Origin of the sequence: Bradyrhizobium arachidis, from assembly GCF_024758505.1 — a bacterium.
Taxonomy (GTDB): Bacteria; Pseudomonadota; Alphaproteobacteria; order Rhizobiales; family Xanthobacteraceae; genus Bradyrhizobium; species Bradyrhizobium manausense_C.
The window spans coordinates 2216653-2240758 of sequence record NZ_CP077970.1; the positions used below are offsets into that span (position 1 = coordinate 2216653).

Here is a 24106-nt window from a genome sequence, read left to right on the forward strand (position 1 = left end):
TGACGTTCGCATTAATAATATTAAATAACATTAAAACGATTAAATCGAAAGCGGTTTTTGCCTTTGGAGAAGCGACACTCGTCAATTTCTCTTGAACTTGAAGGAGCGGGCGCGTGTGACGAATCTCGTGCACCAGGGAGAAGAGGCGCCAAAGATTTGGATAAAGCGGGCTGTGCAGTTTGCCCAGCCTCGAACACGCTCGCGACGTCCAGCTCCTATGGCTCCATCCGTTTTGCGATCAGATCGGCGAACTCACCCAGGTTCCGGGCCGCCTCGACTTCGCCAACGCGGAATCGTACGCGAAACTTCTGCTCGACGGCGATGACGAGCGAGATCTGCATGAGCGAGTCCCACTCCTCGACATCGGCCGCCGACAGCTCGGGCTTGGCCGCGACCTTCTCAAGGAAGATGCCGTCGAATACCTCCTGCAACTTCGCCAGTACTTCAGCTTGCTTCATAAGCCCTCCGGGTTACGCGGATCTTCGTCGAACGCATCTGATACGTCTCCACCTTGAGCTCGAACTCCTTTCGGGCGGCGGAGTCTTCCGTACGCATGAAGCCAAACTCCTCGTAGATTCCGGCGACGATCCCGTTCTTTGCCGTCGGAAGATAAATGCCGCGAACGGTTGCGCAGCCGGCGATCTCTGCCAGCCGGAAGATCTCATTCATGATCTCGTCCTCGACCTGGCGCTTGAGCACGCGGCAGCTCATGAGCCAGGTATCAAGAACGAAGACGCCGCCCTCGATCTTTGCAATGACCACAGAGATGAGCCCGGAATCACCGAACCGATCCTCGAGCCGCATCGTGAAGCACGAATAGTCCGGCCTTCGTAGCAGCCCCTGGATCTCGGTTTCGGATCGACGGACCGTCGTCAGGTTGAACTGGTTGCTGCGCGCGATCAGCTGGGCAATGCGGGGTAGATCGAGCGAGTCGAACTCCTTGATGGTGCCTCGCATCTCAAGCGAGGCGAGGTAGGCTGGCATATCGGTTACGCTTGCCGCCAGCTCCGTACGTCGCCGTTCCTGCCTATACTGTGCCGTCCGCCCGAGATCCTCCTCGGTGACGTTCCGTGGCTCGAAATGGCGCCCGGCCTGGAGGCGACCGATGAATTCGGCGGGGTCCGGCCCGAGGAGCACGCCTTCGACCTGCGGCTGAAACTGGCGCACGATCTCGATCTCCGCCGGGTTGTCGTCGGCGAAGACGAAGCTGTCCAGGCCAACACGGAGTTCATCCGCGATCCGCTGCAGGTTGTCGGACTTCGGGTCCCAATTGGCTTTGAAGGCCGCGATGTGCTCCAGGCGGAGAACCATCTCGGGATGCTTCTCGAATACCTCGACCGCGCGCGCATGGTCGTTCTTGCTGCATACCGCAAGCAGGACGCCGCGTTCGGAAAGCGCAAGGAGGTACCTCTGGAAAGCCTTGAAAGCTTCGCCGCGGGGAGACGAGTCGCCAAGTTCGATTCCCTCGACACCGTCCTCCGCGATCACGCCGCCCCATAGCGTGTGATCGAGATCGATCGCCAGCACCTTCTTGGGACCTTGCTTACGGGAGGCGATCAGATGGCTTAGCTCTTGCGCGACATCCACCAGGAAATCAGGCGAGCCGAGCTGCTTCGATTCATACCACGCTCGCGCATCCTCCGCGGCCGTGATCCCCCGGCGCGCCGATAGGAACTCGAGGTCGCAGATTTGCACCTCAGCTGGGGCGCGGAGCCCGAGCTCTAGGTTTACCGCTTTGCGGAAACTCCAATCGGCGCCGAGCGTGCGGGAACGAAACGAGCCGAGATCGAGGTCGCCGGGCAGCGCAAGATTGGCGAGAATCACCGCCGCACCTGAGCGTGCGATGAAGGTCTGCGCGAGGTTGAGGAGGTGCTCCGCGGCGCCAACTGCAGCTTCGCGCTGGTGTTCCACGGCATCGAGGAGCGAGCCGGAAAACCGGCAGCGGCCCGCGTTCGGCAGAATGAAGGCGAGATCCGGCTTGAAGGCGTAGAGTGGGCTCGAGCCGTCGAGGATTTCCGAGACGAAATTATCGTAGTCGCCGAGGAAGCGTTCGCACTCGACTCCTCGAATGGCCAGGAGATGTTCAACCAGTTCGTGCAACGGATAAAGGTTGTAGCCTCCGATCAAGGCGAGGCGCAGACTTGGCTGGACACTTTCGGTCGTATGTCGCTTCGCCTTTTTTCGAAGCGTCGACAGAAAGAACAGCTCGGAGAAACTCGTCGCCTGCCGCGAGCGAGCGGCGAGATGTCCCCAAAGCGCGGCCTCGCCGGACTGCGCCAAGGACTTGAGTTCGGCATCATTGACGTGCCGGTCCGGCAAGACGGGTACAGCCGTGGGAATAGCGAGCCTCCTCCGGGGAAAGCAGCAATCATTTGATTGTCGCTCACATTAAATAATGCTAACATTCAGGTCAATTAAATATATTTAAATGTCTTTAAGGTAAAATAAATAGATGACGGACCATGCGGGACTGGAGCCGCCGAGTGCGGGCGCGCTTTCCACCAAGACTGAGAATCTCAAACGGCTTCCTGAAGGAAATAACCTGGTCCTCCGAGAGGTCCGGCTGGAGGACTCCGCGCAAATCATCGCTTGGCGGAACGACCCCGTTCTCGGCAAGTTCATGACGCGGGAAAAGCTGACCTTGACCCAGCAGGAAGAGTTTTTCCGAAACTATCAGGCCAGAGCGGACGACTACTATTTCATTGCCGAGTTCAAGCGCTCGAAAAAACCGGCTGGCACCATCGCCCTTGCGAACCTGGATTTCGCGGCGAAGCGCGGCGAGGTGGCGCGGTTGATCGTCGATCCGGGCGCGCGCCTATTTCTGGTAGAGATATTCGATCTGCTTTTCGCGTTCGCGTTCGCGCAGCTGGGGCTTTCGGTCGTCGTAGCCAACGTGCAAAGCAAGAACGTGGCCGCGAAGAGCTTTCATATTCGCCTTGGTTTCCAGATCGAAAAGATTGCGCCGAAGGCTTGGTGGAACGGCGACGACGTGATTACGTTTCGGATGTCGCGCGAAGATTATCCGCGATTGAAGCAGGCCTGGTCGGCGCTGCTCCTCGATGCGCGGGAAAGTTGACTGTCCGAGCATCTAGCCGAGCAGCGCATCGCGCTTTCAATCCGGCCCGTCGGACGTACCCTCTCCTTGGCAGGGAAAGAGGAATAGCAGATGGATTTGCGTTTTCATCATTTGGGAATGGCGTGCCGGGAGATCACGGCGGAGTTGCCGGAGCTCGCGATAGCCGGCTACAGCCCTGAAGGACCTCTATTCGAGGACCCGATCCAGCAGGTTCGGATTCAGTTCGTGTCAGGCGGCGGTCCGCGACTGGAACTCATTGAGCCGGCCGGCGCGGAATCGCCAGTGGAGGGGATTCTGAAGCGCGGCAGCAAATTTTATCACCTTGCTTACGAAGTGGACCGCTTCGACGACGCGATCGCCCGGTTCAGGGAGCGGCAGCATGTTCTCGTATCGTCACCCGCTCCCGCAGTCGCGTTCGAGATGCGCCGTATCGTGTTTCTCGCCTCCGCGACGCGCACGCTCATCGAGCTCATCGAGGCGAGGATCTAAAGCGCGATGGCTTTAGGTTGATTCGTCATCGCGCTTTTCGGTCTTTGTTCGAGCATGATCTCCGCGCAGACGCGTTCCGCGTTTGTCGCGAGGGAAAACCGCTCCGCACTTTTCCGGATCATGCTTTAGTGTGAATCGGCGAAAGCTGGATCGGGGGGCCGAGTAACGATCTGCGCGAATCCGTCAGGCGATACCGTTCTGCTCCGCCGAACCCACTCAGCAGCGCGAAGGCCGCCTGCCTGCAGTCTCACGATCGGTTCGGGGCCAATCTCCGACAGGAGAATGCCCATGTGCCCCATTGCCGGAGCCGCTGCTGGCCAAACGCCCAGTCCATTTGCTGACAATACGGTCCGATCCATATCGCCCCAAAACTGCACGATAATGACACCCGCGGGCGCGCAAGCAGCGAGATGCGTTGCTTCCGGCGAACCGATGCGGGGCTCAGCCCCTGGTCGCAATGCGACGATGATTGCGTCCCACGCGTCGCGATACACGGCTTGGACGTCGTCGAAGGTGTCCACGCTCGCTCCAGAGCTCGCGAGACCGGCGCGGAGCGAACCAACAAAGTCGTTGTCGCACAGCACAGCAATGCGATTCTTGTAAACGGATAGACCGCAGTCGTGGAGTTGCTTCACGCACAGCGGACCGAGAAACGAGAAGACATCGACTGACGGGTGACGCTCGTTCACGCCGACAATCGGAATTCCGCGCCGTAAGCATGCTTCCATGTCGAGGTCCTCAGGGCGAAATTCCCAAGCCTCAAACATCAAGGCGATGACGGCCTCCCTCGGCAACTCATCAATGAGCGCAGCGGTAAGAGGCCGAAGATGGCCGCTGTTGGTCACAATATCCGTTTGATGAAGGATATTCGGGGTGATCTGCTCCAGGACGTCGATGCGATCGGCCACACCGACCGAATCGGCAAGCTCCAGAGTCTGTTGCCTTGCGTCAGCTGGTGTGCCGTGCCGCGTAGGTCTCGTGAAGGCATAGACGTGCCTGGCTCCGGCCATGGCTGCGAGGACGGCCGTCACGGCATACGCGCCGGTCGCAGCCTCGGTGAGAACGGTTAGCCCCGAAAGATCTAAGAGAGTTTCCGTAAGGGCTCGGCTCATCAGGGCTCCCAGACGCGGCAGTGAGAATCCTGGTCGCAAGGCCGTATCGAGGCCAGACCGCAATTGGCTGAATGCTGCTCCGGCCTCGGTTCCGGTCATAAACTGCCTTTCGCTTTCGCCACTTGGGATAGCGGTGCCTTTGTGCGCTGCATATATGAGCTGTCTTGAGCTCGTTGTGCGCTGAATAGGCTTTTGAACGAAGATAATTGCCCACGAATAAATCTGATTTAAAATTATAATAGTTCTAATTTAATGTCAAATGGCCAGGCTAGGACCGCGCGCCCGCCAGGACCCCGGGGAGCGGAGGGGTAGGTCCTAGCCGCTGGTCAGGTCTCTCAATGGGGCTGCGCACCGTAGGGGCTTTGGTGCTCGTCGTGTGAGCGGGCGACGGGAGTGTGATGTTGCTTAGCCGCCCGCGACGGTTGTGGCGCTACAGGGCAGACTGGTAATTAAATCGTTAGATTAACATATTTAACTTGCGGGGTGTCTATGCTGGACCTATTTTCGCCGCCGATGACGCAGGATGATGCTGATGACCGACCTCGATTCCGACAGTGAAGACCGTCGCGAGTTCTTGAAGAGCTGCGGAAAATTTGCCGCCGTCACCCCTCCGGCCGTGACGCTGTTGCTGTCCACCTCCCTGACCTCCTCGGCGATAGCCACCTCGGGCCTCGGCCGCAACGGCAACAATGGCGGAGGTAACGGTGGCTACGACGGCAGTCCGAACGGCAAACCGGATATTACTCGCTAAAGTTCCGCGGCGACCAATGGGATAGCGCTGACGGTCGCGGCGCGACCGTCTATGCGAAGGCGGCCGTTGCGCTCAGCCGGCGCGACGGCGCTTCGGGCCGGATGGTCGGTCGATCAGGAGGTCGGCCAGCTTCTTGCCGGCGCGCAGCTGGGCCTTCAGCCACCGGGGTTGCTTACCCCGACCAGACCAGGTTTCCGACGGATTCTTCGGGTTTTGGTACTTCGGCAGCACCGGTGGATAGGGGCGGCGCGCGCGTTGTTGAGGTTGAGCGCCCCCGGTTCCCTCGATCCTGCGCAGCCGATCCTCAAGCTTGGCCTTTTCCGCCGCCATTCGCCGGCTAAGAACAGTCGTTACCTCGTCATAGAGCTCCCACAGCGCGGCCGTGCTCATTGACGCCCAGTCATCTTTCTCCATGGAAGCCGTCCCCAGCTACTTCCCGTCCCCAAACAGCAGGGAAGTAACAGGTCGGACCGGGGTCGGGCAAGCATCATCCGCTCGGCCGGCCTGCCGTCTGCCCCGGGGCGGGGCGCGCTGGGCGCGACGTTTAGCGGATCGGTGCCCGCCTCCGACCGGGCAGGTGCCTCCCGGGCGACCCGCGCCGGCTGGCCCTTCTCCCCTTGCTGACCAGCCGGTGCTCGGCCTCCAGCACTCGGTTACGCAGGTTTTGCAATTCAGTGAATTGGACGACGAGAGCCTGATGTGCTTGACGCAGAACAATTGAAGAATACATCGGACCACCTACTCAAAGCTACTCGGTGAAATCTCGCAACCGTGCTCGCTGCACAAAAACGTCGATAGAACGCGGCTGATCAGGACCTCACCATTGATACTGCTGAAGCGAAAATGAAAGGTTTAGGTTCTGATTCGAAGAGCCGCTCGGTTGCGACCAGACTGCCCTAAGGCATGTGAAAATTTTTGCCGTTCCATGTGAGCCTCCCTGCAAGGCATGCGACCGAAATTAAAGAGAAATTGGCGCTATATTCTTGTTGGCGTGAATAGTCTTGGCTTGTTGAAAAGTCTTACTTTTTGATCACCTCCCGTGATGCTGGTATCCTCAGGCCGCATTGTTGCGGCTAGGATTTTTCGAATGTTAGATTCGAATTCGGCATGCCCATATATGCCGTTGGTAATACATGGCGGCCAAACAGAAACGCGGAATGCCGTCCATCGTCGATGCTCCGCAAGTCGCGGCACTGGTTGCAATTCTCATGCGAGCATCCATGTGAGGATGTGCCCCTGCTCGGCAGAGAAGCCGGCTTTTCCTTGATGGATGCGCGCTTTTGCGATTTCTTGTGTGGCCGCATTCTTACGGGGATGCTGTTGTCCTGTAAGCGAGTTACTCTCCAGTTTTCTATCGGACGTTGTGGCCGCTCGAGAGGAGTGGACGTTATGCGACATTTTGCTCGCGAGACGGAAACCAATGAAGTGGTTAATGCCCGGCCGCGCGACTCCCGAAAATCTCTTCCATTCGGATTAAGTCGCGGCCTGCGGGGTTCTGACTAAAAAAATGGGGCTGATGGAGTAATGCGCGGCACCAGAGTACTCATCGCAGACCGACATCCGATCGTGCTGCAAGGCCTCACGACCGTCCTCGCGGCGCAACCTGATTTTGCGATCGTTGCATCTTGCAGCAACGGCGCAAGCTGCATCGAGGCAATCCGCGTTCTGGGACCGGATATCGCTCTGCTCGACGTGGCGATGCCCGATATCAGCGCCCCGGAAATCCTCGCCCTTACAAGCTCGGGCGGGGTCGGTACCCACGTCGTATTTTTCACCGCCCTGGCAGAAGACCGTAACTTGATCGAGCTGGCTGCGCAGGGAACTTGCACCGTCGTCACGAAAGATGCGACCCCGGAGGTCCTGATTGACGTCCTGCGCCGGGTTGCGCTGGGACAACCGCAACCCCCGCTCTCGCCAGACGTCCCCGAGCCTCCGATAGTCGAGGAAAAGCCCTTCCCGACCCAGTTGACGGATCGGGAGCGGCAGATCATGCGTCTGGTGTCGGAGGGGCTATCGAATAAGGAGATTGGACGCCGTCTGAATATCGCCGACGGCACAATCAAGGTGCATCTTCATCACATTTTCCAGAAACTGGATATCAGCAATCGTACCGTGCTCGCGGCATTGGCGATCTCCCAGAACGAATTGTCGCTTGCGCTGCGTGAAAGCCAGCCTTCTGCTGCATCGCCAAAAGACCCGACCAGCGCGAAATAGCGCCCGGCCGGTCCGGGTTCCCTCGACCCGGGATCCTCGCCCGTTATCGGGTGGGATCGACCGATCCGGCGAGATGCTCAACCAAATTGTCGCAGGCCTGTTCGGCTTCCGCAAAGGTCGGGAAGGGCGACCCGCCGATCTTGATTGCCCCTTTGTTTTGGTAGAGCGGCCGCCAGCTCGCTACGAAGCCGGGACGCCCGTGAAAGCCGGGACCCGTGCGGCTGCCAAAGCTGATCACAAAGGAGAAGCCATCGCGGCTCGCGCTCCATAGTTCCATGCCGTCCAACGATCGATGAAATTGCAGGGTCATGGCAATGGTCCCTTCCGCCGGGTCCGGCGATTCAAAGCAAGAATACCGTATTCAAACTCATGTTTAATGGCCGCATTTTGACGCGGCTTGGATGCGCAATATATTTATTTGCTTTTATATTTGAAATCCAGTATTAAATATTAAATTATTTAAATACGAGGACGTCATGGGCCTGCAAAACAGTGAGGAGGACGACCGGAGGCAGTTCCTGCAAGCCTGTGGAAGGTTCGCTGTCGTTACCTCGCCGGCGGTGACCCTGCTCCTGTCGACGTCGCTGACGTCAACGGCGATTGCGAGCTCCGGCGGACGCCATGTGCGAAATGATGACGGGGGAACTTCATTCTTCGACAATGATCGCGCATCTTCCCAGGGATCATCGCAAAGTTCCGGCGGATCCAGTGGCGGGTCATCTGTGTCTGGTGGCGCATCCAGCGGCCGTCAGAGCGCCGTCGCGCGTTCAGGGGGTGGCTCTGGTGGTTCGTCTGGCGGAGCTTCCACGACGATCGCGAGCTCCAGAAAGACCGCGGCATCGGGAGGCGGCGGTGGTTGTCGGGACGAGGAGGACGAGAAGTCACGGGACGACCGCGACTGCAAGCAAGTCAAGTTGGGAGATTCGTCGACCGGATCGGAGAATTGAGCTGCGATCCGCTGCGGCATCATCGCTGCAACGCATCTTGCGAAGGGTTAGTGCGTCTCTCCAGAGTGTTTGCCGGGTTTCCCGATCACCCAACGTCGACCGGGCCTCCCGGCCAGTTCAGTTACTGGTGGCGTTGCAATGAGAGCCCGTGGTCGATCGGATAATGCTGCTGTCGTTCTTCGCGAGCGTCTCCACGCGCTCGCTTCCGAGCTTGCCGAGCTTGAAAGTCTCAGAGGCCGACTAGCGAAGGCCGAGCAGAGAGCCGTTGACGCCGGACCAACCGGCGCAGCACGCACCAACCAATAGGCACCTCTTCTGCGGCGGATTCATTGAACCGGGCTCTGGATTTCGTTCCGGAGGATGGAATCACCAGTTCCGAGTTGAAATATCGCCGGCATCCTGTCGTCGCAACCGTGGATTAGTTGCCACTTGCCACGATGGGGCTACGTAGTAAGCGACCATGATTCGGGGGAGTCATGTACCAGCAGCGATTCGAAAAGATGTCGATCGATGACCTATGGGTCCTTCATAGGCAGGTTGAGTCTATTCTCGAGGAAAGGCTGACCGCCAAGAAGCACCAGCTCGAGAAGCAGCTCGAGCAATTGCGTCAGCGAAACGTCAGTGGCGTCCCGTCTGGACATTAGTTCGGCCGAAGCAGCAAGCACGCGTGAGGTTCATCAGGAATGCCGTTGGTCCGCAAACGGCCCATTGGCAACTCCACGTCCATTGATTTGCTTGAGGGCGACTGCTGCGAAGAAGAGAAGCGACACGCCCGCGCTGTCGCGGCTAACGGGTGCCGGGATTGCGCGGCAACTCATACCGTTCAAGCCGTTCTATCGCTGCCTCTTTCGTATGCTGGGAAAACCAGATCAGAAAGAGGACGAACGCTCCGGAAAGCGCGACAAGGCCGATATGGAGGTGCTTGGTTCTCACTTCCCCAGAACGCCGTGTGGCACCCGAGGTTCCTCCGTCCGCGCGACTGCCTGTGGCTCTGACTGGATGCTGGAGTGCCGCGGCCTGCGCATCTCCCGTTCTCCGGTCGGCAGCTGCGCCACCTCGCTGGACAGCCGGCTCCTCGCTCACGTAAGCCCGCTCGTAGCAGCATGATTGCGCACGTCCCGCGTCGCAAGCGCAGGAAGTCCTGTTGCCAACCCAGGGATGTACGACTACGCTTTACCTTCTCAAACGGTCTTTCGAGCGGCCGCACATTCATGCCCAAATTCCTTCGCATCGGAGTCCATCAGTCGAACGTTTCCGGATACACCTCGAAGGCATGGTGTGTTCGACGGGTTGGCTCGGCGATTTTCCTGAAGTGGGGCGCTGTGGATGTCCATGGCGTCGGAAATGGACGAAAGGTCTACTGGACGCTTCCACCACGGGTGAAGACAATTCGTTGTGGCACGGAGCAGCGTGCCATGGACTATGCAAAAGCCGCGATCGCGCGGCGGCGCAACCATCGCTATGAACCGCTCTCCGGCTCCATTGCGATCCGGCGCCGGCCCGCCGGCCGCGACGCCGAGCTCAAGCAAGCACTCGCCACGATCCTGATCGTCGATATCGTCCGCTCCACCGAAAAAGCAGCAAAGCTCGGCGATGCGCGTTGGACAAAGGTGATGAGCCATTATTACGCCGCGGTCCGCAAGGAGTTGAAGACTTCGCGTGGAAAGGAAATCGTGACGACGGGAGACGGAGTGCTGGCGACGTTCAAGGCGCCGGCGGCCGGTATCAGTTGCGCGACCGCGATCCGCGAGGCCGTGCGCACGCTGGGGCTCGAGATCAGGGTGGGGCTGCATGCGGGCGAGTACAAGGTGAGCGGGGGCGAAATGGTCGGTCTGGCATTTCACATCGGCACGCGCGTCGCCGCGAAAGCGCGTGCCGGCGAAGTCCTGGTCTCGAGCGCCGTCAAGGATCTGCTGAAGACGCAGTCCGCGATCCGCTTCAGGGATCACGGCGTTCACCAGCTCAAGGGCGTGCCGGAGCGATGGCGGCTGTATCGGGTCGAGCATTGAGGGGCTTGCGAGAGTGACAACGTGAAGCGGCAGAACTTCAGAGTCGAAATGCTCGTGAGCTTGTTGAAGCGCAAAGCGGACATTCGTTGGAGTGCATCATCAGCGTTGAGCCGCACAGGTGTGGCCGACCGAAACTGACCGGCTACACCTCGCGCGTCCGGCCTCGCGCCGATGCATAGATGCAGCTCAACTGCCGCTGTCCCCCGACAATCATGCCGGCCCCGGGCGCTATGTTGCACGTGAGCGTGCCGACCCGAGGGCGCCCGGCCTCCTGCGCTGTCGCCGGAACCGAGGCAAGAGCGAGCGCCAGCGCGGCGCATGCGGTCGCGAGATTGCTCAGCTTCATTCCATCCGGTGTTACTCTGATCATTGGGGTCCTCCATCGACGGATTCTGGTGGTTTCCTTCTATGCGCGACGACGTGGCAATGTTCCCGTCCCTGCGATGTCGGCTTGTCGAAACTGATCGATGATATGCGCCGGGCGGCACACACCCCTGAAGACTTATTGCAACTTGCAGCGTGCGTGGTCGATGGATTCATCGCGCCAAGCGGCGATGCCGGTATCATGCTCCGCCGCTCTTGATTCAAATCAATCTGCTCGCCGTTCTCGCTGCCAAGCTCACGTTTGCCTTGGTCGTTGAAGGGGAGTGCTCGTCATGGGAATCCCTCGCGGCGCATTTGCAATCGCATTCGTGCTGACCTTCAGTTGGGCTCCGGTAGCTGCGCAACAGGTGACAGGCACGCCAGGCTCTCCTGGTGCCACCACCACAATCAACGGCAAGCAACTTCCGGCGCCCCCGTCGAAATTCGGCGGCATGGTCAAGGAAAAAGCCTCGGAGTCGACTCCGTGGTGGGCGCCGCGCGTCGTGCCACCGAAAGGCGCGCCCAACGTGCTGCTCATCATGACGGATGACCAGGGCTTTGGCGCACCTAGCACCTTCGGCGGCGTCATCCCTACGCCGTCGATGGACCGCATCGCCAAGGCTGGATTGCGATACACGAATTTTCATTCGACATCGTTGTGCTCGCCGACGCGGGCGGCGCTGATCACGGGTCGTAATCATCACTCAGTAGGTTATGGCGTCGTGGGTGAGATCGCGACGGGTTACCCCGGTTATGACTCGATCATCCCGATCGAGAAGGGCACCATCGGCACGATTCTCAAGGAGAACGGCTATGCGACGTCGTGGTTCGGCAAGGACCACAACACGCCGTCCTATCAATCAAGCCAAGCCGGGCCATTCCATCAATGGCCCAATGGAATGGGTTTTGAATATTTCTACGGCTTCGTCGGTGGCGACGCCAGCCAGTGGCAACCGAACCTGTTCCGCAACACGACGGCGATCTATCCGTTCCTCAACAATCCCGGCTGGAATCTGGAAACTGCAATGGCGGATGAAGCCATCCAGTACATCAAGCAGCTCAAGGAGGTTGCGCCGGGTAAGCCGTGGCTCGTCTACTACGTGCCGGGTGCGACCCATGCGCCGCATCACCCCACGCCCGAGTGGATCAAGAAGATCAGCGACATGCACCTGTTCGACGAGGGTTGGAACAAGGTGCGCGAGAAAATCTTCGCCAATCAGAAGCGGCTCGGCATCATGCCGGAGAACGCCAGTCTGACGCCGTGGCCAAAGGGATTGCAGGAGTGGGATTCCTTGAACCTGGAAGAGAAGAAGCTCTTCATCAGGCAGGCGGACATCTACGGCGCCTACCTCGCCTACGCGGATCACGAGATCGGACGTGTGATCCAGGCCGTGGAAGACCTTGGTCAGCTCGACAACACGCTTATCATCTACATCGGCGGCGACAATGGCGCGAGCGCCGAAGGTATGGTCAACGGCACGCCGAACGAATTCACGACCTTCAACGGGGTGCCCGTGCCAGTGAAGGATCAGTTACTCTGGTATCCGTTCTGGGGATCGGAGCGCACGTTCCCGCACTTCGCCGCGGGCTGGGCGTGGACGATGGATACGCCCTTCAAGTGGGTGAAGCAGGTGCCGTCGCATTTCGGCGGAACGGCCCAGGGCGTGGTGATGTCGTGGCCCGGCCACATCAATGATCTCGGCGGCATCCGACGGCAGTTCCACCACGTCATCGACATCGTGCCGACGATTCTGGAAGCGGCCGGCATCGCGCAGCCGGACATGGTCAACGGAATCAAGCAGGACCCGATCGAAGGCGTGAGCATGGCCTATACGTGGGAAAAGGCGGTTGCGAATGCGCCCTCGACCCGCAAGACGCAATACTTCGAGATGCTCGGCAACCGCGCCATCTATCAGGACGGTTGGGTCGCGGCGACGACGCCGGCGACGCTGCCGTGGGAGTTGAGCACCGCGACGCCCCCGGACGTTATCACCGGCTACAACTGGGAGCTCTACAACCTGCAGGAAGATCCAACCCAGTTCAATGACCTCGCTGCGAAGATGCCGGACAAGCTCAAGCAGATGCAGGATCTCTTCTATGCCGAAGCGAAGAAGTACAACGTTCTGCCGCTCGACAACTCGACGCTCGCGCGCTGGAATACGCCGCGTCCAAGCCTCACCGCGGGCCGCACGGAATTCACCTACTCCGGCGAATTGCTCGGCACGCCGGCCAGCGCCGCACCGAGTATCTTGAACAAGGGCTACGTCATCTCGGCGGAAGTGGAGATTCCGCAAGGTGGCGCCGAGGGCATGATCGTCACCCACGGCGGGCGCTTCGGCGGCTACGGCCTGTTCCTGAGCAAGGGCGAATTCGGCGCGGGGCGCGGCAAGGTCGTGTTCCTGTACAACCTGCTGGACCTGAAGCGCACGACATGGGAGGGCCCCGAGCTCGAAGCCGGGAAACACACCATCGTCTTCGAGTTCAAGCCCGAAGCGCCCGGCTTGGGCAAGGGCGGCACGGGCATCTTGTCGGTCGATGGCAAGGAGGTCGCGCGCAACACGCTGGAGCATACCACGCCGATCACCTTCCCCGAGGACGAGACCTTCGACATCGGTCAGGACACCCGCACGGGCCTCGCTCTGCTGGAGTATCGCTATGAGCCGCCGTTCAAGTTCACCGGCAAGCTGAACAAGCTGACATTCAAGCTCGATCCGGAGCCGGAAACGCAGGCGAAGAACTAGCCGGGATCGGGGGTTACATGCTGAACGGCTGCCCATCCCGAATGCGATCGCGAGAAGATCAGGAGTGCTGACCGTGGGACCCGCGCGTCGAATCCTGCTCATCTTGACGGCGGCGAGTGCAGTGCTTGCCGGTTTCGCGAACAGCGCATTCGCGGGCGACGTCGTGAGAAAAGACGAGCCAAGAGGAGAGGTCGGAAGCTGCGTCAATTACCCCGGGGTTCCCGCCGAAGATGGCGAGACAGCCGGAATGATATTCATTCCGGCAGGCACTTTCAGGATGGGTTCGGATCATCATCAGCCGGAAGAGCGGTTCACGCACATCGCGCGGGTTGATGCCTTCTGGATTGATCGTCATGAGGTGACCAACGCGCAGTTCAGGAAATTTGTCGATGCGACCGGTTACCGGACCCTGGCCCAACGTCCGGTCGATCCCAAGGCCCATCCTGACTGGCCGCAGGAGATGCTCGCTGCCGGCGCGATCGTGTTTGTGCCCCCGAAGGAGGCGAGAGGCAGAGACGGGCGATGGTGGCAATTTGTCGTCGGCGCAAACTGGCGTCAGCCCCGGGGCCCCGGCAGTTCTATTGCGGGTCGGGAAAACCACCCCGTCGTTCATATCGCTTATGAAGATGCACTCGCCTATGCGCGGTGGCTCGGTCGCAGCCTGCCTACGGAAGCGCAGTGGGAGTTCGCGGCGCGAGGAGGACGCGACGGCGAGGACGACTGGAGCAGTGCTTTCGATTCCGAAGGCAAGCCGATTGCGAATTCCTGGCAAGGCATTTTTCCCGTGCTGAACACCAACGAGGATGGCTATGCCGAAACCGCGCCGGTGGCGTGTTTTCCGCCAAATGGATACGGCCTGTACGACATGATCGGCAACGTGTGGGAGTGGACCAGCGATTGGTACAAGGCGGGGCATGCGAGAGAGACGGTCAGCAATCCAACAGGCCCCGAGTTGATCAGTCTTCGGTTGCCGCCGGATCAAGCGGCGAGCCGCGTCATCAAGGGCGGCTCATATTTGTGTGCCATGAACTATTGCTCGCGCTATCGGCCCGCCGCCAGACAGCCCCAGGAAAGCGACCTCGCCGCAGCGCATCTGGGCTTTCGCACCGTGCTCACCAAGCCGAGTCCTTGACGACTGCCATCTCGTCGCGTGACGACAAGGAGGGAGTCACGAACACTGCAAGTCGTGGTTTGAATTTCCGGCTTTGCTTTCTGGCCTCAGCGGCAGAACATTGGTCAGCTTCGTTGATCTTCCTGCATTCTGGTTCGAGTCCAACAGCTCTCGCTCCGTTTCGTTCGCGCCGTTTCTGGTGCGAAACTGGTGCGGGTGCTCCGAAACTGGCCAAATCGGCCATGATTGCTTTCACGATCGGCCCTTTGCGGTAATCCCGGCATGGGTCTGGCCCGATTTAATGGGCCTGGAGCCCGATTTAATCCGCCCATCCAGGCATGTGCCGGACAACCGCGTGCGCTTAATGAGCGTTTAACGCTTTTGCGCAACAGATAGATCACCAGCGCGGAATTAGTCCTAATTAACTGTGCGAACCGAGCTCCCGAGGGAGGGGAATCGGATGGGACTGCTTTTTGTTGGAGTGCTGGCAGGAGTCCTGATCGGCTTTGGCTGGTTCGCGCCTTCCCGAGGGTATTTCCTTGGCTGCGCATCGCCCCCCTGTTTCGACAGGGTTGAAGTCGCCCGACTCCCGCAGCCAACGCCGACGGCATTGGCGCCGGATCCTGCGATCGTCAAATCGAATTCTGCAACTCCGGGGAGGTCCGGCAAGAAATCATCTCCAAAGAAAAGCGGATCGGCCGATCTCGCCAAAGCGGCGTCCCCGCGGACGAGGATCAGCGTCCCGGCATCCGAACGGCCCGCGGAAGTATCAGATCCTGTCCTGGACAAGGCGAAGGTCACCATCGCGACGAAGATGGAGGATCCAGGATCGGCCGAATTCACCGATATGAAGCGCACAATGCGAAAGAACACGCTTGGACGCCCCGTGGATACGATTTGCGGGCGTGTAAAAGGAAGAAGCGCATCAGGCGGCGAGACCGGAGAGAGACCGTTTCTTTATCTCGTGAAGGAGGATGAAGCATATGTCGTCGACGGCAAGGCGGGGTCGGCGGCGTCAACGGCGTATCGAAATATCTGCAACTAGGGAATGCGTCGACTGCGTCACCGCGCAGTACGCGCCCAAATGATTTGAGCGGAAAGAATTTCCACCCAGGCGCCGGTGATCCCGCAGTGGATCCGGCACTAGCGGCGCCGCTCTCGTGATGATGCATTCAGGATGAGTGCAGCAGCAGGGGAGACGCAATACGGAATGGGAATATCTCGGAAGTTTCTTTTCAGCTCGAGGAAATCATGGACGACATAACCAACGCCTCAAAGCGGCTCGATGCATCGCTTCACTTGCCGGTTCTGGTGATCGTCGAACCGCTCCTGTTGCCTCGCACGTGTATTCTGACCGTCCTCAGGCGGGAATTGGCGGAAGTCGAGATTCTCGACATGGCAACGGTCGACAGCCTGGACTGCACGTCAACCCGCGATGTTCGTCTGGTGGTGCTGAGCATCGCAGACAAGCCGATCGACGATCCCTCGGTTGAGGACAATCTCGCCTTCGTTGCGGAGTGTTGTCCCAATGCCGCCGTTGCAGTCCTGTCAAATCATGACGACGAGCCGACCGTGCAGGCCGCGATGCAGCGGGGCGTGCGCGGCTTTCTTTCTACCTCGCTACCGATCGAGATCGCCATAGCTGGCCTGCGCCTTGTCCTCGTCGGCGGCGTCTACAGGCCGTTGCCGGTGGCCGGGATGAACAGGATACCGGATTTCGAGCCGCCGGATGCGCGCGGGCTTGCGCCCGCATATCTGATGAACGAGGGAGCCAGAGTTGCCATCGACAGGAGCGTGACCGATCTCACGCCTCGTGAGCTACAGGTTCTGGCGGAGTTGGAGCTCGGCCTGCCCAACAAGCTGATTGCCGCCAAATTGAATCTCTCGGAAAGCACAGTCAAAATGCACATTCAGCATATCATGAGGAAATGTGCCGCGCACAATCGCACGGAAGCCGTCCTCCGCTGGCGCGGCCGATTGCCCGCGCAGAGTCGCGATCACGAGCCCGGCGTAGCTCCAATGCCGGAGACCTAGTCAGCTCGACCAGGTTCAATCCTCTCTGAATGCACCGCGGAAGCTGTCGAGCAGGGGCCTGAGCGCGTAGAGAGCTACGGTACCGCGCCCTGTCGTGATGAACACTTGAACCGGCATGCCGGGGACGATCTGGATGTCGTTTGCCACGATCTGCGTGTCGTCGATCCGGATCCTGGTCGCGTAGTATGGCTGGTCGGTACGCTTGTCGAGGAGCCGGTCTGCGGATACGTGCACGACGGTTCCCTTCAGGCGAGGCACGCGACGCTGATTGTAAGGTACGAGGTGAACCTCGGCATTGAGGCCGGGATGAACCACATCGATGTCCTCGGGCCTCAGGCGCGCGGTCACGATGAGGCGGTCTTGCCGGGGCACCAGGTCCATGAGCGGAGCACCCGCTCCGATGACGCCGCCGGCTGTATGAATCCGCAAATCGGTTATCACACCGTCCTCGGGCGCCTTGACCTCCGTTCGCGATAGCTGATCCCTGGCCGCAAGCAACCGCTCGCGGAGCTGGAATATCTGGTTCTGTGCTTCACGAAGCGACTGTGCGATCTCGTTCTGCCTCTCGCTCTCGAGCTTGAACAATGTGGCCTGCTGTTCGCTGATGACCTGCCCGGCGCGGGAGATCTGCGCGGCGATCTCGCCGCGGCGGCCCTCGACGTCGGCCAGCTCCCGCTGCAGGTTCAGAAGCCGCGGCCGCCGTTCGAGCCCCTTGTTGACGAGGGTCGCGACCATATCCAGTTCCTCCCGGACGATGTTGACCCGCTGCCCGGTGGCGCTCTCCTGAGCCGTGAGACCTTCGATCTCCTTCTCGACTTGACGCCTTCGTTCGCGAATGACCGCAAGCTGCGACTCGTGAACCTGCAGGCGTGACTGAAAGATGAACTGCTGCGCCGACACCGCAGCGGCGGCCACTCCGTTCTGCTTGCTGTCCTGTTCCAGCGCGTCGGGGATCGCGATCCTCTCAAATCTCTGCTGCTCGGCTTGAAGCCGTGCGGCACGAGCGACTGCATCCCACAATTGGCCTTGAAGGCTTTGCATCTCCGAGCCGGCCCGGGTGTCGTCCAGCGCGATCAGCGTTTGGCCGCTTCGCACGATATCGCCATCCGAAACCAGGATCTTTTTGACGATACCGCCTTCCAGATGCTGAATCGTCTTGCGGCTCGATTCCGATTCCACGACGCCGGACGCGATCGCGGCGCTCTCGAGAGGCGCGAGGCTCGCCCATGTCCCGAGCCCCAGCATGAAGCAGAGCACCAGCAGATTGCCCGCGACGGTGATACCGCGAAGCCTTCCGCGTGGAGAGGTCGGCGTGGGCGTCGAGCACCATGGAAATTCCAGAGGCTCGAAATCGTCGATTGCGGTCACGACGCCAAATCGTCGGGCGGGCGGGGGGCTCGCCGGCGCTCGCATGAGCCGGTCCCAGATCATGGGAAGTCTCGAGACGGCGGGAAGCATTCGGATGGTGAGAGAGTTCCAGATCATGGCGCTATCTGCGAAGTAACCTGGGGTCGGCTCAGGTGCCGTTCAAAGATGTCCTCGCTGTCGCCGAACGCGGCGACCGCACCGTCTTCCATGATGGCAATCTTGTCCGTGGCGGCGAGGAGACCCATTCTGTGCGTGACCACGACCAGGATGACGCCTGCGAGCTTCATGCGCTCGATGGCATCCAGCAGCATTCGCTCGCCGCCGTAGTCGAGGCTGGCGTTAGGTTCGTCGAGAACGACGAGGCGTGGAGTACCGAAAAAGGCGCGGGCAAGACCGAGGCGCTGCCTATAGCCGCGCGAGAAGGTCGTTTCACTTTGAACCACCGTGTCGTAACCCAGCGGCAGGCGCATGATCGCCCCATGGATTCCGACGAGCTTGGCCGCTTCGACGACCTTCCGCCGGTCGGCATCTTCAAGGCGTGCAATGATGTCGTTGATGGTGTCGCCGAGCAGGTTGATGTCCTGGGGGAGATATCCGAGGCGGTCGCCGTTTCGGCCCTCGCGAAGCAGCGAGACGTCGGTATTGTCGAGGAAGACGCGGCCATATGTCGGCATCGACAGCCCGGCGATCACCTGGCCGAGCAAGGACTTGCCCGACCCGGACGGACCGATAATGCCAAGGCATTCTCCGGGCATGAGGCTGAACGAGACGCCGTTCAGCAGAAGATGGTCGGTCCCCGCAAGCCTCACGCTGACATTGTCGACGACGAGGCCGCTTGGCGCCTGCGGCGGGAAAACTCCCGCGCTCTCTTGCCGGGCGACGGGGAATGCGGCGAGAATTGCGCCGAGCCTCTGACAGGCGCTCATGGCCGTCACGAGTGATTTCCAGCCTGCGATCGCACTTTCGACCGGCGCGAGCGCCCGGCTGAACATCAGCGTGGCAGCAAAGATGATTGCCGGACTCTTCCCGTGATCGAGGACGAGCCACGCGGCAGCCCCCATGATCAAGACCTGCGACAGCGCGCGGACCGGTTTGGCGGCCAGGGAGACGATCTCGCCTCGCCGCAGTGCCACATCGTGCTCGCTGCGCGCTTGCTGCGCGTCACGGTGGATCATGCGCGCAGCGCTATCGAACATTCCCATGGCGCGGATCATGTGGATGTTGCCCGCGGCAGTCTGGAGGCGACCGCAGCTTCTGGACAGCGCGGCGCTGGATCTGAGCAGAACGTCTTCCGTGACCAGCTCTCCGGCGACCGTGAGTGCGAACAGGAGAGCGACGCAGCAGGCGCCCACCACGCCAAGCAGCGGATGGATCAGAACGAGGACAAGGAGGAACAAGGGCGCCCAGAGCGCGTCGAACAGCATCGTACATGCGCCGGACTCGACGAACTGGCGCAGCACGGTGAGATCCCGATATGCGCCCGACGCTTGCGTCCAATCGCCGCGAAACGCCGATTCCAGGCCGGCCGAAAGCACGCAAGGACGAAGGCGATCGTCGAGCCAGGCGCCGAGGCGTCCAAGGACGGCGCGCCGCAATGCATCGAACACACCGCCGACGACCACTGTGATCGCGACAATGAGCGTGAGCAGGAGCAACGTGTCGCCGCTCCGGCTCGACAACACCCGGTCGTAGATCTGAAGAAGATAGATGGAGGGCGCAAACAGAAGCAGGTTGTAGCTGCAGCTATATGCGAATACGAGACCTAGCGGTCCCACGCAGGACCGGAGTGCTGCGTGCAGTGGCGTCCGGATCTGCGGCAGGATGGGCAACCGAAGGGGCGGCATCAGCATGATCGTCACCGCCTGAAATCGAGGTCCGGTGCACCTGACCGATGGCCAAACTCGTCTGCCAACGGTATCGGCGGGGTATTGGCTCGAACTTCAGGACCGGTGGCGGAAGCCACCGGTCCTTCCAGTCGGACGAGCGGCTGGTCAGAGCGTATCGAGATGGAAGGTCACTCCGCCACCCCATGCGAAGTTGCCGTCCCCGCCATCGCCGCCGATGCCGGCCACGACTTCCTGGTGCTGGTCCACCTCGACCTTGTTGATCTGGGTGGCATCCGTATTGGCGTAGACCTTGGAGGTATCATAGCCGCTGTAGGATTTCTGGCTTCCGTTCGACTCGGCGTCTCCGCCTTCGGCCTTGGAGAACACCGAGGCCTTGGCGTTTGCGCCGCCGGCATCCCAATCCGCCGTCTGTTTGACGTGATCGCCGGTGCTCACGTGCACGTCGGCGCCTTCCGCCTTGTTGGTCGGATCGTAGTTGACAGTCGGCTTGCTGATGATGGCTCCCTTGAAAGTACCATCGCCGCCATTTCCGGCACTTTGACCACCGGTGTCGATTGATTTGACTTTGATCGTATCCGAGATGTTGATTGCCTTGGGCATCATTTGAGGCCTCCGTCGTTTTGTTGGCTGTCGTGCAACATCCATCCCGATCAGGCGGACGCGCACGGCAAGTCTGATCCGCCCGTGCGCGAGCGCGATAGATGTCAAATCGGGCACCATCGGGTTTGGTGGGCTGACGTACGAAAGTACGACATTTCCTCAGGGGAAGGCGCCGCTGCGCGGGCTTTGCATGCGAAGAGTGGCGACGGCGCGTGCCGCGATGCGATCGGCCATGCGAGCGATGGGACGTTTCGCTATGCCACCAGGTGAAGATCCGACAAGAGATGCGCGGCATCGCCACCCAGCGCGAGATTGCCGTGGCCGCCGTCCCCGCCAACTCCGGCGATCTGGACCGCACTCTGGTCGATGTGCACGTTGTTGACCTGATCGGCCACGGCCGTCGAATGTGGACCTGCGATCGCTATGTTGATAGGTGCATAGACCGCGACGCTGACGTCGATCAGACTGCCCGCAAAATAACCGTTGCCGCCATTGCCTGCGCTGTTCGAACCGGTCGCGATCGTATCGGAGCCGCCCCACAGATTATGGGAGAGAAGGCTCGCATGGCCGCCCGCTGCGGCGTTGTCGTTGCCGCCGTGGCCGCCAACGCCAGCGATCTGAACCGCAGATTGATCCACGGAGACATCATTTATCTGGACCGCGTAAGCGCTGGAGCCATAGCCCGCGATTGCGATGTTGATCGGGCTGTACACGACAAACGAGGTATGGACGAGTTCCCCGTAGAACACGCCGTAACCGCCATTGCCGGCCTGGTTTCCGCCCGTTTGAACGTCAAAGATGCCCCCTCCGTTGCTTGATCCCCAACCGGGGTCGAGCGTGATGACGCTGCCGCCGGCGGCCACATTGCCATGTCCGCCGCTTCCGCCAACGCCCGCGATCTGAGTGGCCGATTGATCGATGTCGACCGTGTTCGATTGACTTGCATGCGCAGTGCCGCCCGAGCCCGCTATCGCAATATTGATCGGATGATAGATCACCACGGGAGCGTCCACGATCGCACCCGAGAAATAGCCGCTGCCGCCGTTGCCGGCGCTGTTGTCGCCGCTCGCGATCACGCCGGAGCCTGAAAACGTATTGACGCTCCCACCCGCCGCAATGTTGTCATTGCCGCCATGGCCGCCGACGCCGGCCATCTGAAAAGCGGATTGATCGACATTCAAATCGTTGGACTGGTTGGCCAGGGCGACCGAGCCGTACCCCATGCTCACCGAGATGTTGATCGGTTCGTAGATCAACAGGGACGCGTGAATGATACCTCCGTAAAAGTGGCCATCCCCGCCGTTGCCGGCCGTGTTCGCCCCACTCTCGACCGAAGCAATGCCCATCCCGGAATAGGGTGCGCCGACAGCAGGCTTCGTGGACGAAACATCCAGGCCCGCCGCAGCGTGGTTGCCGGCGTGGCCGCCCATGTCGGCCCCCGATGTGGGATGTTTGGATTGAACCGGGTCGGAGTCTTTATGCTGGGCATTCGCGTTCGCGAAGTACGCTCCAGCCGGGCCGGGACCATAGACCAGGGCGCCACCGCCGATCGCGTCAGCCACGATTGGAGCACTCGGCCCAGGGCCTGGTTCGCCATCGTACCCATCGTGGTGATGAGAGGCGTGATGTAGCCGGATTCCATCCGACATCCGCGAAAAATCCATCGTAGCCTCCCTCATCGCATTCGCTCCGCGCGGTCGGACAGGTTCTGCACTCCGGACAGAATGTCGTCCTGGGAAGGTCGAATGCCCAGTCGTCAGTTCGGATATAGCGCTTCGTCTGGCACACGTAACATCGGCTACGTCCGTTTGAGTGCGGTTACAGCCTTTGCATCAATCCCCTCTGCGCGCACAGGACGTCTGTGGCGCCAAAACCTGCGAACGGCGCGTGCATTCGCGCGCGGCCCGCCAGATGGGCGCCCCTCCTTCTGCGTCGACCGCACGACTGCAGAACTGGCGCGGCATTCGTGCCTGTATCTCGCCTGTAGCCGAAATGAATCCACCGCGTTGCCCGATTTAAGTCGTATTGCGACCTAGGTCGCGGCCAAAGCTCGTGTCCGGCCAGGGGCGCAACACCGGGGGTTTTCATGTCCGGTCATTTGCGATTTTGTTTCGCCGCTTTTGGACTTCTTGCAGGTCTCTCGACGTCGTCTGCGTCTGCGAACCCATTTTCCGCATTCTTCAATACCGAACCCGCGCCAGCCGCTGCGCCCGCGCCCGCGCCCGCTTCAGCGGAAGTGGAGTGCTTGTCGCGGCCCGGCAGGTCGACCGCCGACGGCCAGCGCTGGGTCTATCGGGTGGAAGGCCGGCGCAGATGCTGGTTCCAGGTCGCCGAAGGGACAGAGACGGCGAAGAAGCTGGTTCGGCATCGCGCCGCCAGACATCGTGTCGCCAGGGCCGAAGAGAACAAGTCCGCAGCGCGCAAGCGGAAGGCGGTGGTGGATGCGCGCGCGGAGCTGCAGCGCTCCGCACCTGAGGATACGTCTCGGCCGAGCCCGTCCGCGCCCGTGCAGGTGGTTGATGCCGGTCCCGTCCTTGCGACCGGGACCGCGACCCGTGTGTCGCCGGCCCCCCTTTCCAAACGCGCGAACGACCGGCTCACGGCTGACGAGATCACGCCGCGCCAAGTCGACCGCCAGGTCGACGTCGAGGCGCTCCTGGCGGCCGCGCCGGCCGCCAGTGACGCGCCGCTCGCCCTTGCCACCGCCGAGGCGGGCGATGACGGGTGGGGCTGGACCTGGCTTGGCATGCTGCTGATGGCTTTGGGGCTTTTCTCCGTCTTGAGCGGGAGTCGAACCATTCGGGAGGCCATCTTTCGCTTGCCAGGGGCTGCTGCTGGCCAAAACGCGACCTCGCGGGGAGGTGGGGCAAAGCGGCCATTCGGCCTGAACCGCACGTCTCGGATCGGCTCGGCGGCGACCTGAACGGCTGGGACGACCTTTGATTTAGCTCAAGCTTTCCGAACAGGAGTCAGGGCCCGATCTTGGGTCGGGCTCGTCCGCGACGGCCGAGCAGGGTGCGCCGGCAGGTTACCGCGGTGTTTTGTCACATTTTGTGATTGAACATTAACAAATTAAATGAATTTAAATTTTAAATGGAGTAAGTTAATTCAGTAACCAGGAGCTGTCCCATGCCCGTTTCCCGTGAGGATGACGACCGCCGCGAGTTCTTGAAGACATGCGGCAAGTTCGCGGCCGTGACGCCTCCCGCGGTGACTTTGCTCTTGTCGACGTCATTGACATCGGCAGCCATCGCACATTCTGGCGGACGAGACGCAAGAGGGTATGGCGGCGGCAGCGGGCGTGATGGTTCGGTCTTCGACAACGGCCGAGACGGCTCGACCAAGGAGCATTCGTCAGGCGGCGGTGGAGGTGGCTCCGGTGGCGGCGGCGGGGAGCCGGGTCGAAAGGGGTCGAAAGTCGCGCATTCCGGAGATGAAAGCTCC

Annotated in this window: 21 protein-coding genes and 1 pseudogene; 12 read left to right on the plus strand and 10 right to left on the minus strand. The window is 60.7% G+C overall.

The features are described from left to right. Window positions 1-215: 215 nt before the first annotated feature. Entirely contained in the window at window positions 216-458 is a 243-nt protein-coding gene (locus KUF59_RS09760) for an acyl carrier protein (RefSeq protein ID WP_212461557.1), read from the minus strand. Then, window positions 445-2319: an HAD-IIIC family phosphatase gene (locus KUF59_RS09765; RefSeq protein WP_212461556.1), complete on the minus strand. Its 1875-nt coding sequence runs from the start codon at window positions 2317-2319 to the stop codon at window positions 445-447. The genes KUF59_RS09760 and KUF59_RS09765 overlap by 14 nt, the downstream gene beginning before the upstream one ends. A gap of 133 nt (window positions 2320-2452) precedes the next feature. On the opposite strand from KUF59_RS09765, the gene KUF59_RS09770 reads away from it, so the two are divergent. Both KUF59_RS09770 and KUF59_RS09775 read left to right on the plus strand, forming a co-directional pair. Further along, window positions 2453-3076, plus strand: a complete 624-nt coding sequence (locus KUF59_RS09770; RefSeq protein ID WP_212461555.1) for a GNAT family N-acetyltransferase — start codon at window positions 2453-2455, stop codon at window positions 3074-3076. A 144-nt stretch (window positions 3077-3220) separates the two neighbouring features. Then, window positions 3221-3565, plus strand: a complete 345-nt coding sequence (locus KUF59_RS09775) for a VOC family protein (RefSeq protein WP_258769389.1) — start codon at window positions 3221-3223, stop codon at window positions 3563-3565. Window positions 3566-3690: 125 nt separating this feature from the next. On the opposite strand, the gene KUF59_RS09780 is transcribed toward KUF59_RS09775, so the two are convergent. Further along, entirely contained in the window at window positions 3691-4677 is a 987-nt protein-coding gene (locus tag KUF59_RS09780; RefSeq protein WP_212461553.1) for a hypothetical protein, read from the minus strand. A 532-nt stretch (window positions 4678-5209) separates the two neighbouring features. On the opposite strand from KUF59_RS09780, the gene KUF59_RS09785 reads away from it, so the two are divergent. After that, a complete protein-coding gene (locus KUF59_RS09785; RefSeq protein ID WP_212461552.1) occupies window positions 5210-5428 on the plus strand; it encodes a hypothetical protein in 219 nt (72 codons plus the stop codon). A 72-nt stretch (window positions 5429-5500) separates the two neighbouring features. Here KUF59_RS09785 and KUF59_RS09790 read toward each other — a convergent pair whose 3' ends face one another. Next, window positions 5501-5842, minus strand: coding sequence for an H-NS histone family protein (locus tag KUF59_RS09790; protein ID WP_212461551.1), 342 nt, complete (start codon window positions 5840-5842; stop codon window positions 5501-5503). Window positions 5843-6952: 1110 nt separating this feature from the next. Between KUF59_RS09790 and KUF59_RS09795 the strand changes: the two genes are divergently transcribed. After that, a complete protein-coding gene (locus tag KUF59_RS09795; RefSeq protein ID WP_212461550.1) occupies window positions 6953-7642 on the plus strand; it encodes a LuxR C-terminal-related transcriptional regulator in 690 nt (229 codons plus the stop codon). A 43-nt stretch (window positions 7643-7685) separates the two neighbouring features. Here KUF59_RS09795 and KUF59_RS09800 read toward each other — a convergent pair whose 3' ends face one another. Continuing rightward, entirely contained in the window at window positions 7686-7952 is a 267-nt protein-coding gene (locus tag KUF59_RS09800; protein WP_212461549.1) for a hypothetical protein, read from the minus strand. A 1848-nt stretch (window positions 7953-9800) separates the two neighbouring features. Between KUF59_RS09800 and KUF59_RS09805 the strand changes: the two genes are divergently transcribed. Beyond that, a complete protein-coding gene (locus KUF59_RS09805) occupies window positions 9801-10598 on the plus strand; it encodes an adenylate/guanylate cyclase domain-containing protein (RefSeq protein WP_212461548.1) in 798 nt (265 codons plus the stop codon). 142 nt (window positions 10599-10740) lie between these two features. On the opposite strand, the gene KUF59_RS09810 is transcribed toward KUF59_RS09805, so the two are convergent. Beyond that, complete coding sequence (locus KUF59_RS09810) at window positions 10741-10968, minus strand: DUF992 domain-containing protein (protein WP_212461547.1); 228 nt, start codon at window positions 10966-10968, stop codon at window positions 10741-10743. Between the two features lie 81 nt (window positions 10969-11049). On the opposite strand from KUF59_RS09810, the gene KUF59_RS09815 reads away from it, so the two are divergent. From KUF59_RS09815 to KUF59_RS09835, 5 genes are all read left to right on the plus strand, one after another. After that, window positions 11050-11181: a hypothetical protein gene (locus KUF59_RS09815; protein ID WP_258769391.1), complete on the plus strand. Its 132-nt coding sequence runs from the start codon at window positions 11050-11052 to the stop codon at window positions 11179-11181. A gap of 73 nt (window positions 11182-11254) precedes the next feature. Beyond that, window positions 11255-13702 (plus strand): arylsulfatase, encoded by a 2448-nt coding sequence (locus tag KUF59_RS09820; RefSeq protein WP_249140681.1) that lies wholly within the window; start codon window positions 11255-11257, stop codon window positions 13700-13702. Window positions 13703-13766: 64 nt separating this feature from the next. Then, window positions 13767-14834, plus strand: a complete 1068-nt coding sequence (locus tag KUF59_RS09825) for a formylglycine-generating enzyme family protein (protein ID WP_258769392.1) — start codon at window positions 13767-13769, stop codon at window positions 14832-14834. A gap of 439 nt (window positions 14835-15273) precedes the next feature. Continuing rightward, window positions 15274-15858: a hypothetical protein gene (locus KUF59_RS09830; protein ID WP_249140680.1), complete on the plus strand. Its 585-nt coding sequence runs from the start codon at window positions 15274-15276 to the stop codon at window positions 15856-15858. Between the two features lie 206 nt (window positions 15859-16064). After that, window positions 16065-16847, plus strand: coding sequence for a response regulator transcription factor (locus KUF59_RS09835; RefSeq protein WP_212461546.1), 783 nt, complete (start codon window positions 16065-16067; stop codon window positions 16845-16847). Window positions 16848-16862: 15 nt separating this feature from the next. On the opposite strand, the gene KUF59_RS09840 is transcribed toward KUF59_RS09835, so the two are convergent. The 4 genes from KUF59_RS09840 to KUF59_RS09855 form a co-directional block, all read right to left on the minus strand. After that, the gene (locus KUF59_RS09840) at window positions 16863-18215 is read right to left on the minus strand and encodes an HlyD family type I secretion periplasmic adaptor subunit (protein ID WP_258769393.1); all 1353 of its coding nucleotides are present in this window, start codon (window positions 18213-18215) and stop codon (window positions 16863-16865) included. 113 nt (window positions 18216-18328) lie between these two features. Continuing rightward, on the minus strand, window positions 18329-20065 hold the full coding sequence (locus tag KUF59_RS09845; protein ID WP_212461593.1) for a type I secretion system permease/ATPase: 1737 nt from the start codon (window positions 20063-20065) through the stop codon (window positions 18329-18331). Window positions 20066-20206: 141 nt separating this feature from the next. After that, complete coding sequence (locus tag KUF59_RS09850; protein WP_258769394.1) at window positions 20207-20782, minus strand: hypothetical protein; 576 nt, start codon at window positions 20780-20782, stop codon at window positions 20207-20209. Window positions 20783-20916: 134 nt separating this feature from the next. After that, window positions 20917-22341, minus strand: coding sequence for a hypothetical protein (locus tag KUF59_RS09855; RefSeq protein ID WP_408918090.1), 1425 nt, complete (start codon window positions 22339-22341; stop codon window positions 20917-20919). A gap of 566 nt (window positions 22342-22907) precedes the next feature. Here KUF59_RS09855 and KUF59_RS09860 point away from each other — a divergent pair. Both KUF59_RS09860 and KUF59_RS09865 read left to right on the plus strand, forming a co-directional pair. Continuing rightward, window positions 22908-23585 carry a hypothetical protein gene (locus KUF59_RS09860; RefSeq protein WP_212461542.1) on the plus strand — a complete coding sequence of 226 codons (678 nt, stop codon included), beginning with the start codon at window positions 22908-22910 and terminating at the stop codon, window positions 23583-23585. A gap of 206 nt (window positions 23586-23791) precedes the next feature. After that, a pseudogene (locus KUF59_RS09865) lies at window positions 23792-24079 on the plus strand (hypothetical protein); the annotation flags it as partial. Window positions 24080-24106 lie beyond the last annotated feature (27 nt).

Bases quoted from the DNA above. Each gene is read 5' to 3' on its own strand.
- KUF59_RS09830 (WP_249140680.1), top strand. From the start codon at position 15,274: ATGGGACTGCTTTTTGTTGGAGTGCTGGCAGGAGTCCTGATCGGCTTT.
- KUF59_RS09850 (WP_258769394.1), bottom strand. From the start codon at position 20,782: ATGGTGCCCGATTTGACATCTATCGCGCTCGCGCACGGGCGGATCAGA.
- KUF59_RS09855 (WP_408918090.1), bottom strand. From the start codon at position 22,341: ATGAGGGAGGCTACGATGGATTTTTCGCGGATGTCGGATGGAATCCGG.
- KUF59_RS09820 (WP_249140681.1), top strand. From the start codon at position 11,255: ATGGGAATCCCTCGCGGCGCATTTGCAATCGCATTCGTGCTGACCTTC.
- KUF59_RS09770 (WP_212461555.1), top strand. From the start codon at position 2,453: ATGACGGACCATGCGGGACTGGAGCCGCCGAGTGCGGGCGCGCTTTCC.
- KUF59_RS09785 (WP_212461552.1), top strand. From the start codon at position 5,210: ATGACCGACCTCGATTCCGACAGTGAAGACCGTCGCGAGTTCTTGAAG.
- KUF59_RS09810 (WP_212461547.1), bottom strand. From the start codon at position 10,968: ATGATCAGAGTAACACCGGATGGAATGAAGCTGAGCAATCTCGCGACC.
- KUF59_RS09790 (WP_212461551.1), bottom strand. From the start codon at position 5,842: ATGGAGAAAGATGACTGGGCGTCAATGAGCACGGCCGCGCTGTGGGAG.
- KUF59_RS09835 (WP_212461546.1), top strand. From the start codon at position 16,065: ATGGACGACATAACCAACGCCTCAAAGCGGCTCGATGCATCGCTTCAC.
- KUF59_RS09795 (WP_212461550.1), top strand. From the start codon at position 6,953: ATGCGCGGCACCAGAGTACTCATCGCAGACCGACATCCGATCGTGCTG.
- KUF59_RS09760 (WP_212461557.1), bottom strand. From the start codon at position 458: ATGAAGCAAGCTGAAGTACTGGCGAAGTTGCAGGAGGTATTCGACGGC.
- KUF59_RS09845 (WP_212461593.1), bottom strand. From the start codon at position 20,065: ATGCTGATGCCGCCCCTTCGGTTGCCCATCCTGCCGCAGATCCGGACG.
- KUF59_RS09780 (WP_212461553.1), bottom strand. From the start codon at position 4,677: ATGAGCCGAGCCCTTACGGAAACTCTCTTAGATCTTTCGGGGCTAACC.
- KUF59_RS09800 (WP_212461549.1), bottom strand. From the start codon at position 7,952: ATGACCCTGCAATTTCATCGATCGTTGGACGGCATGGAACTATGGAGC.
- KUF59_RS09805 (WP_212461548.1), top strand. From the start codon at position 9,801: ATGCCCAAATTCCTTCGCATCGGAGTCCATCAGTCGAACGTTTCCGGA.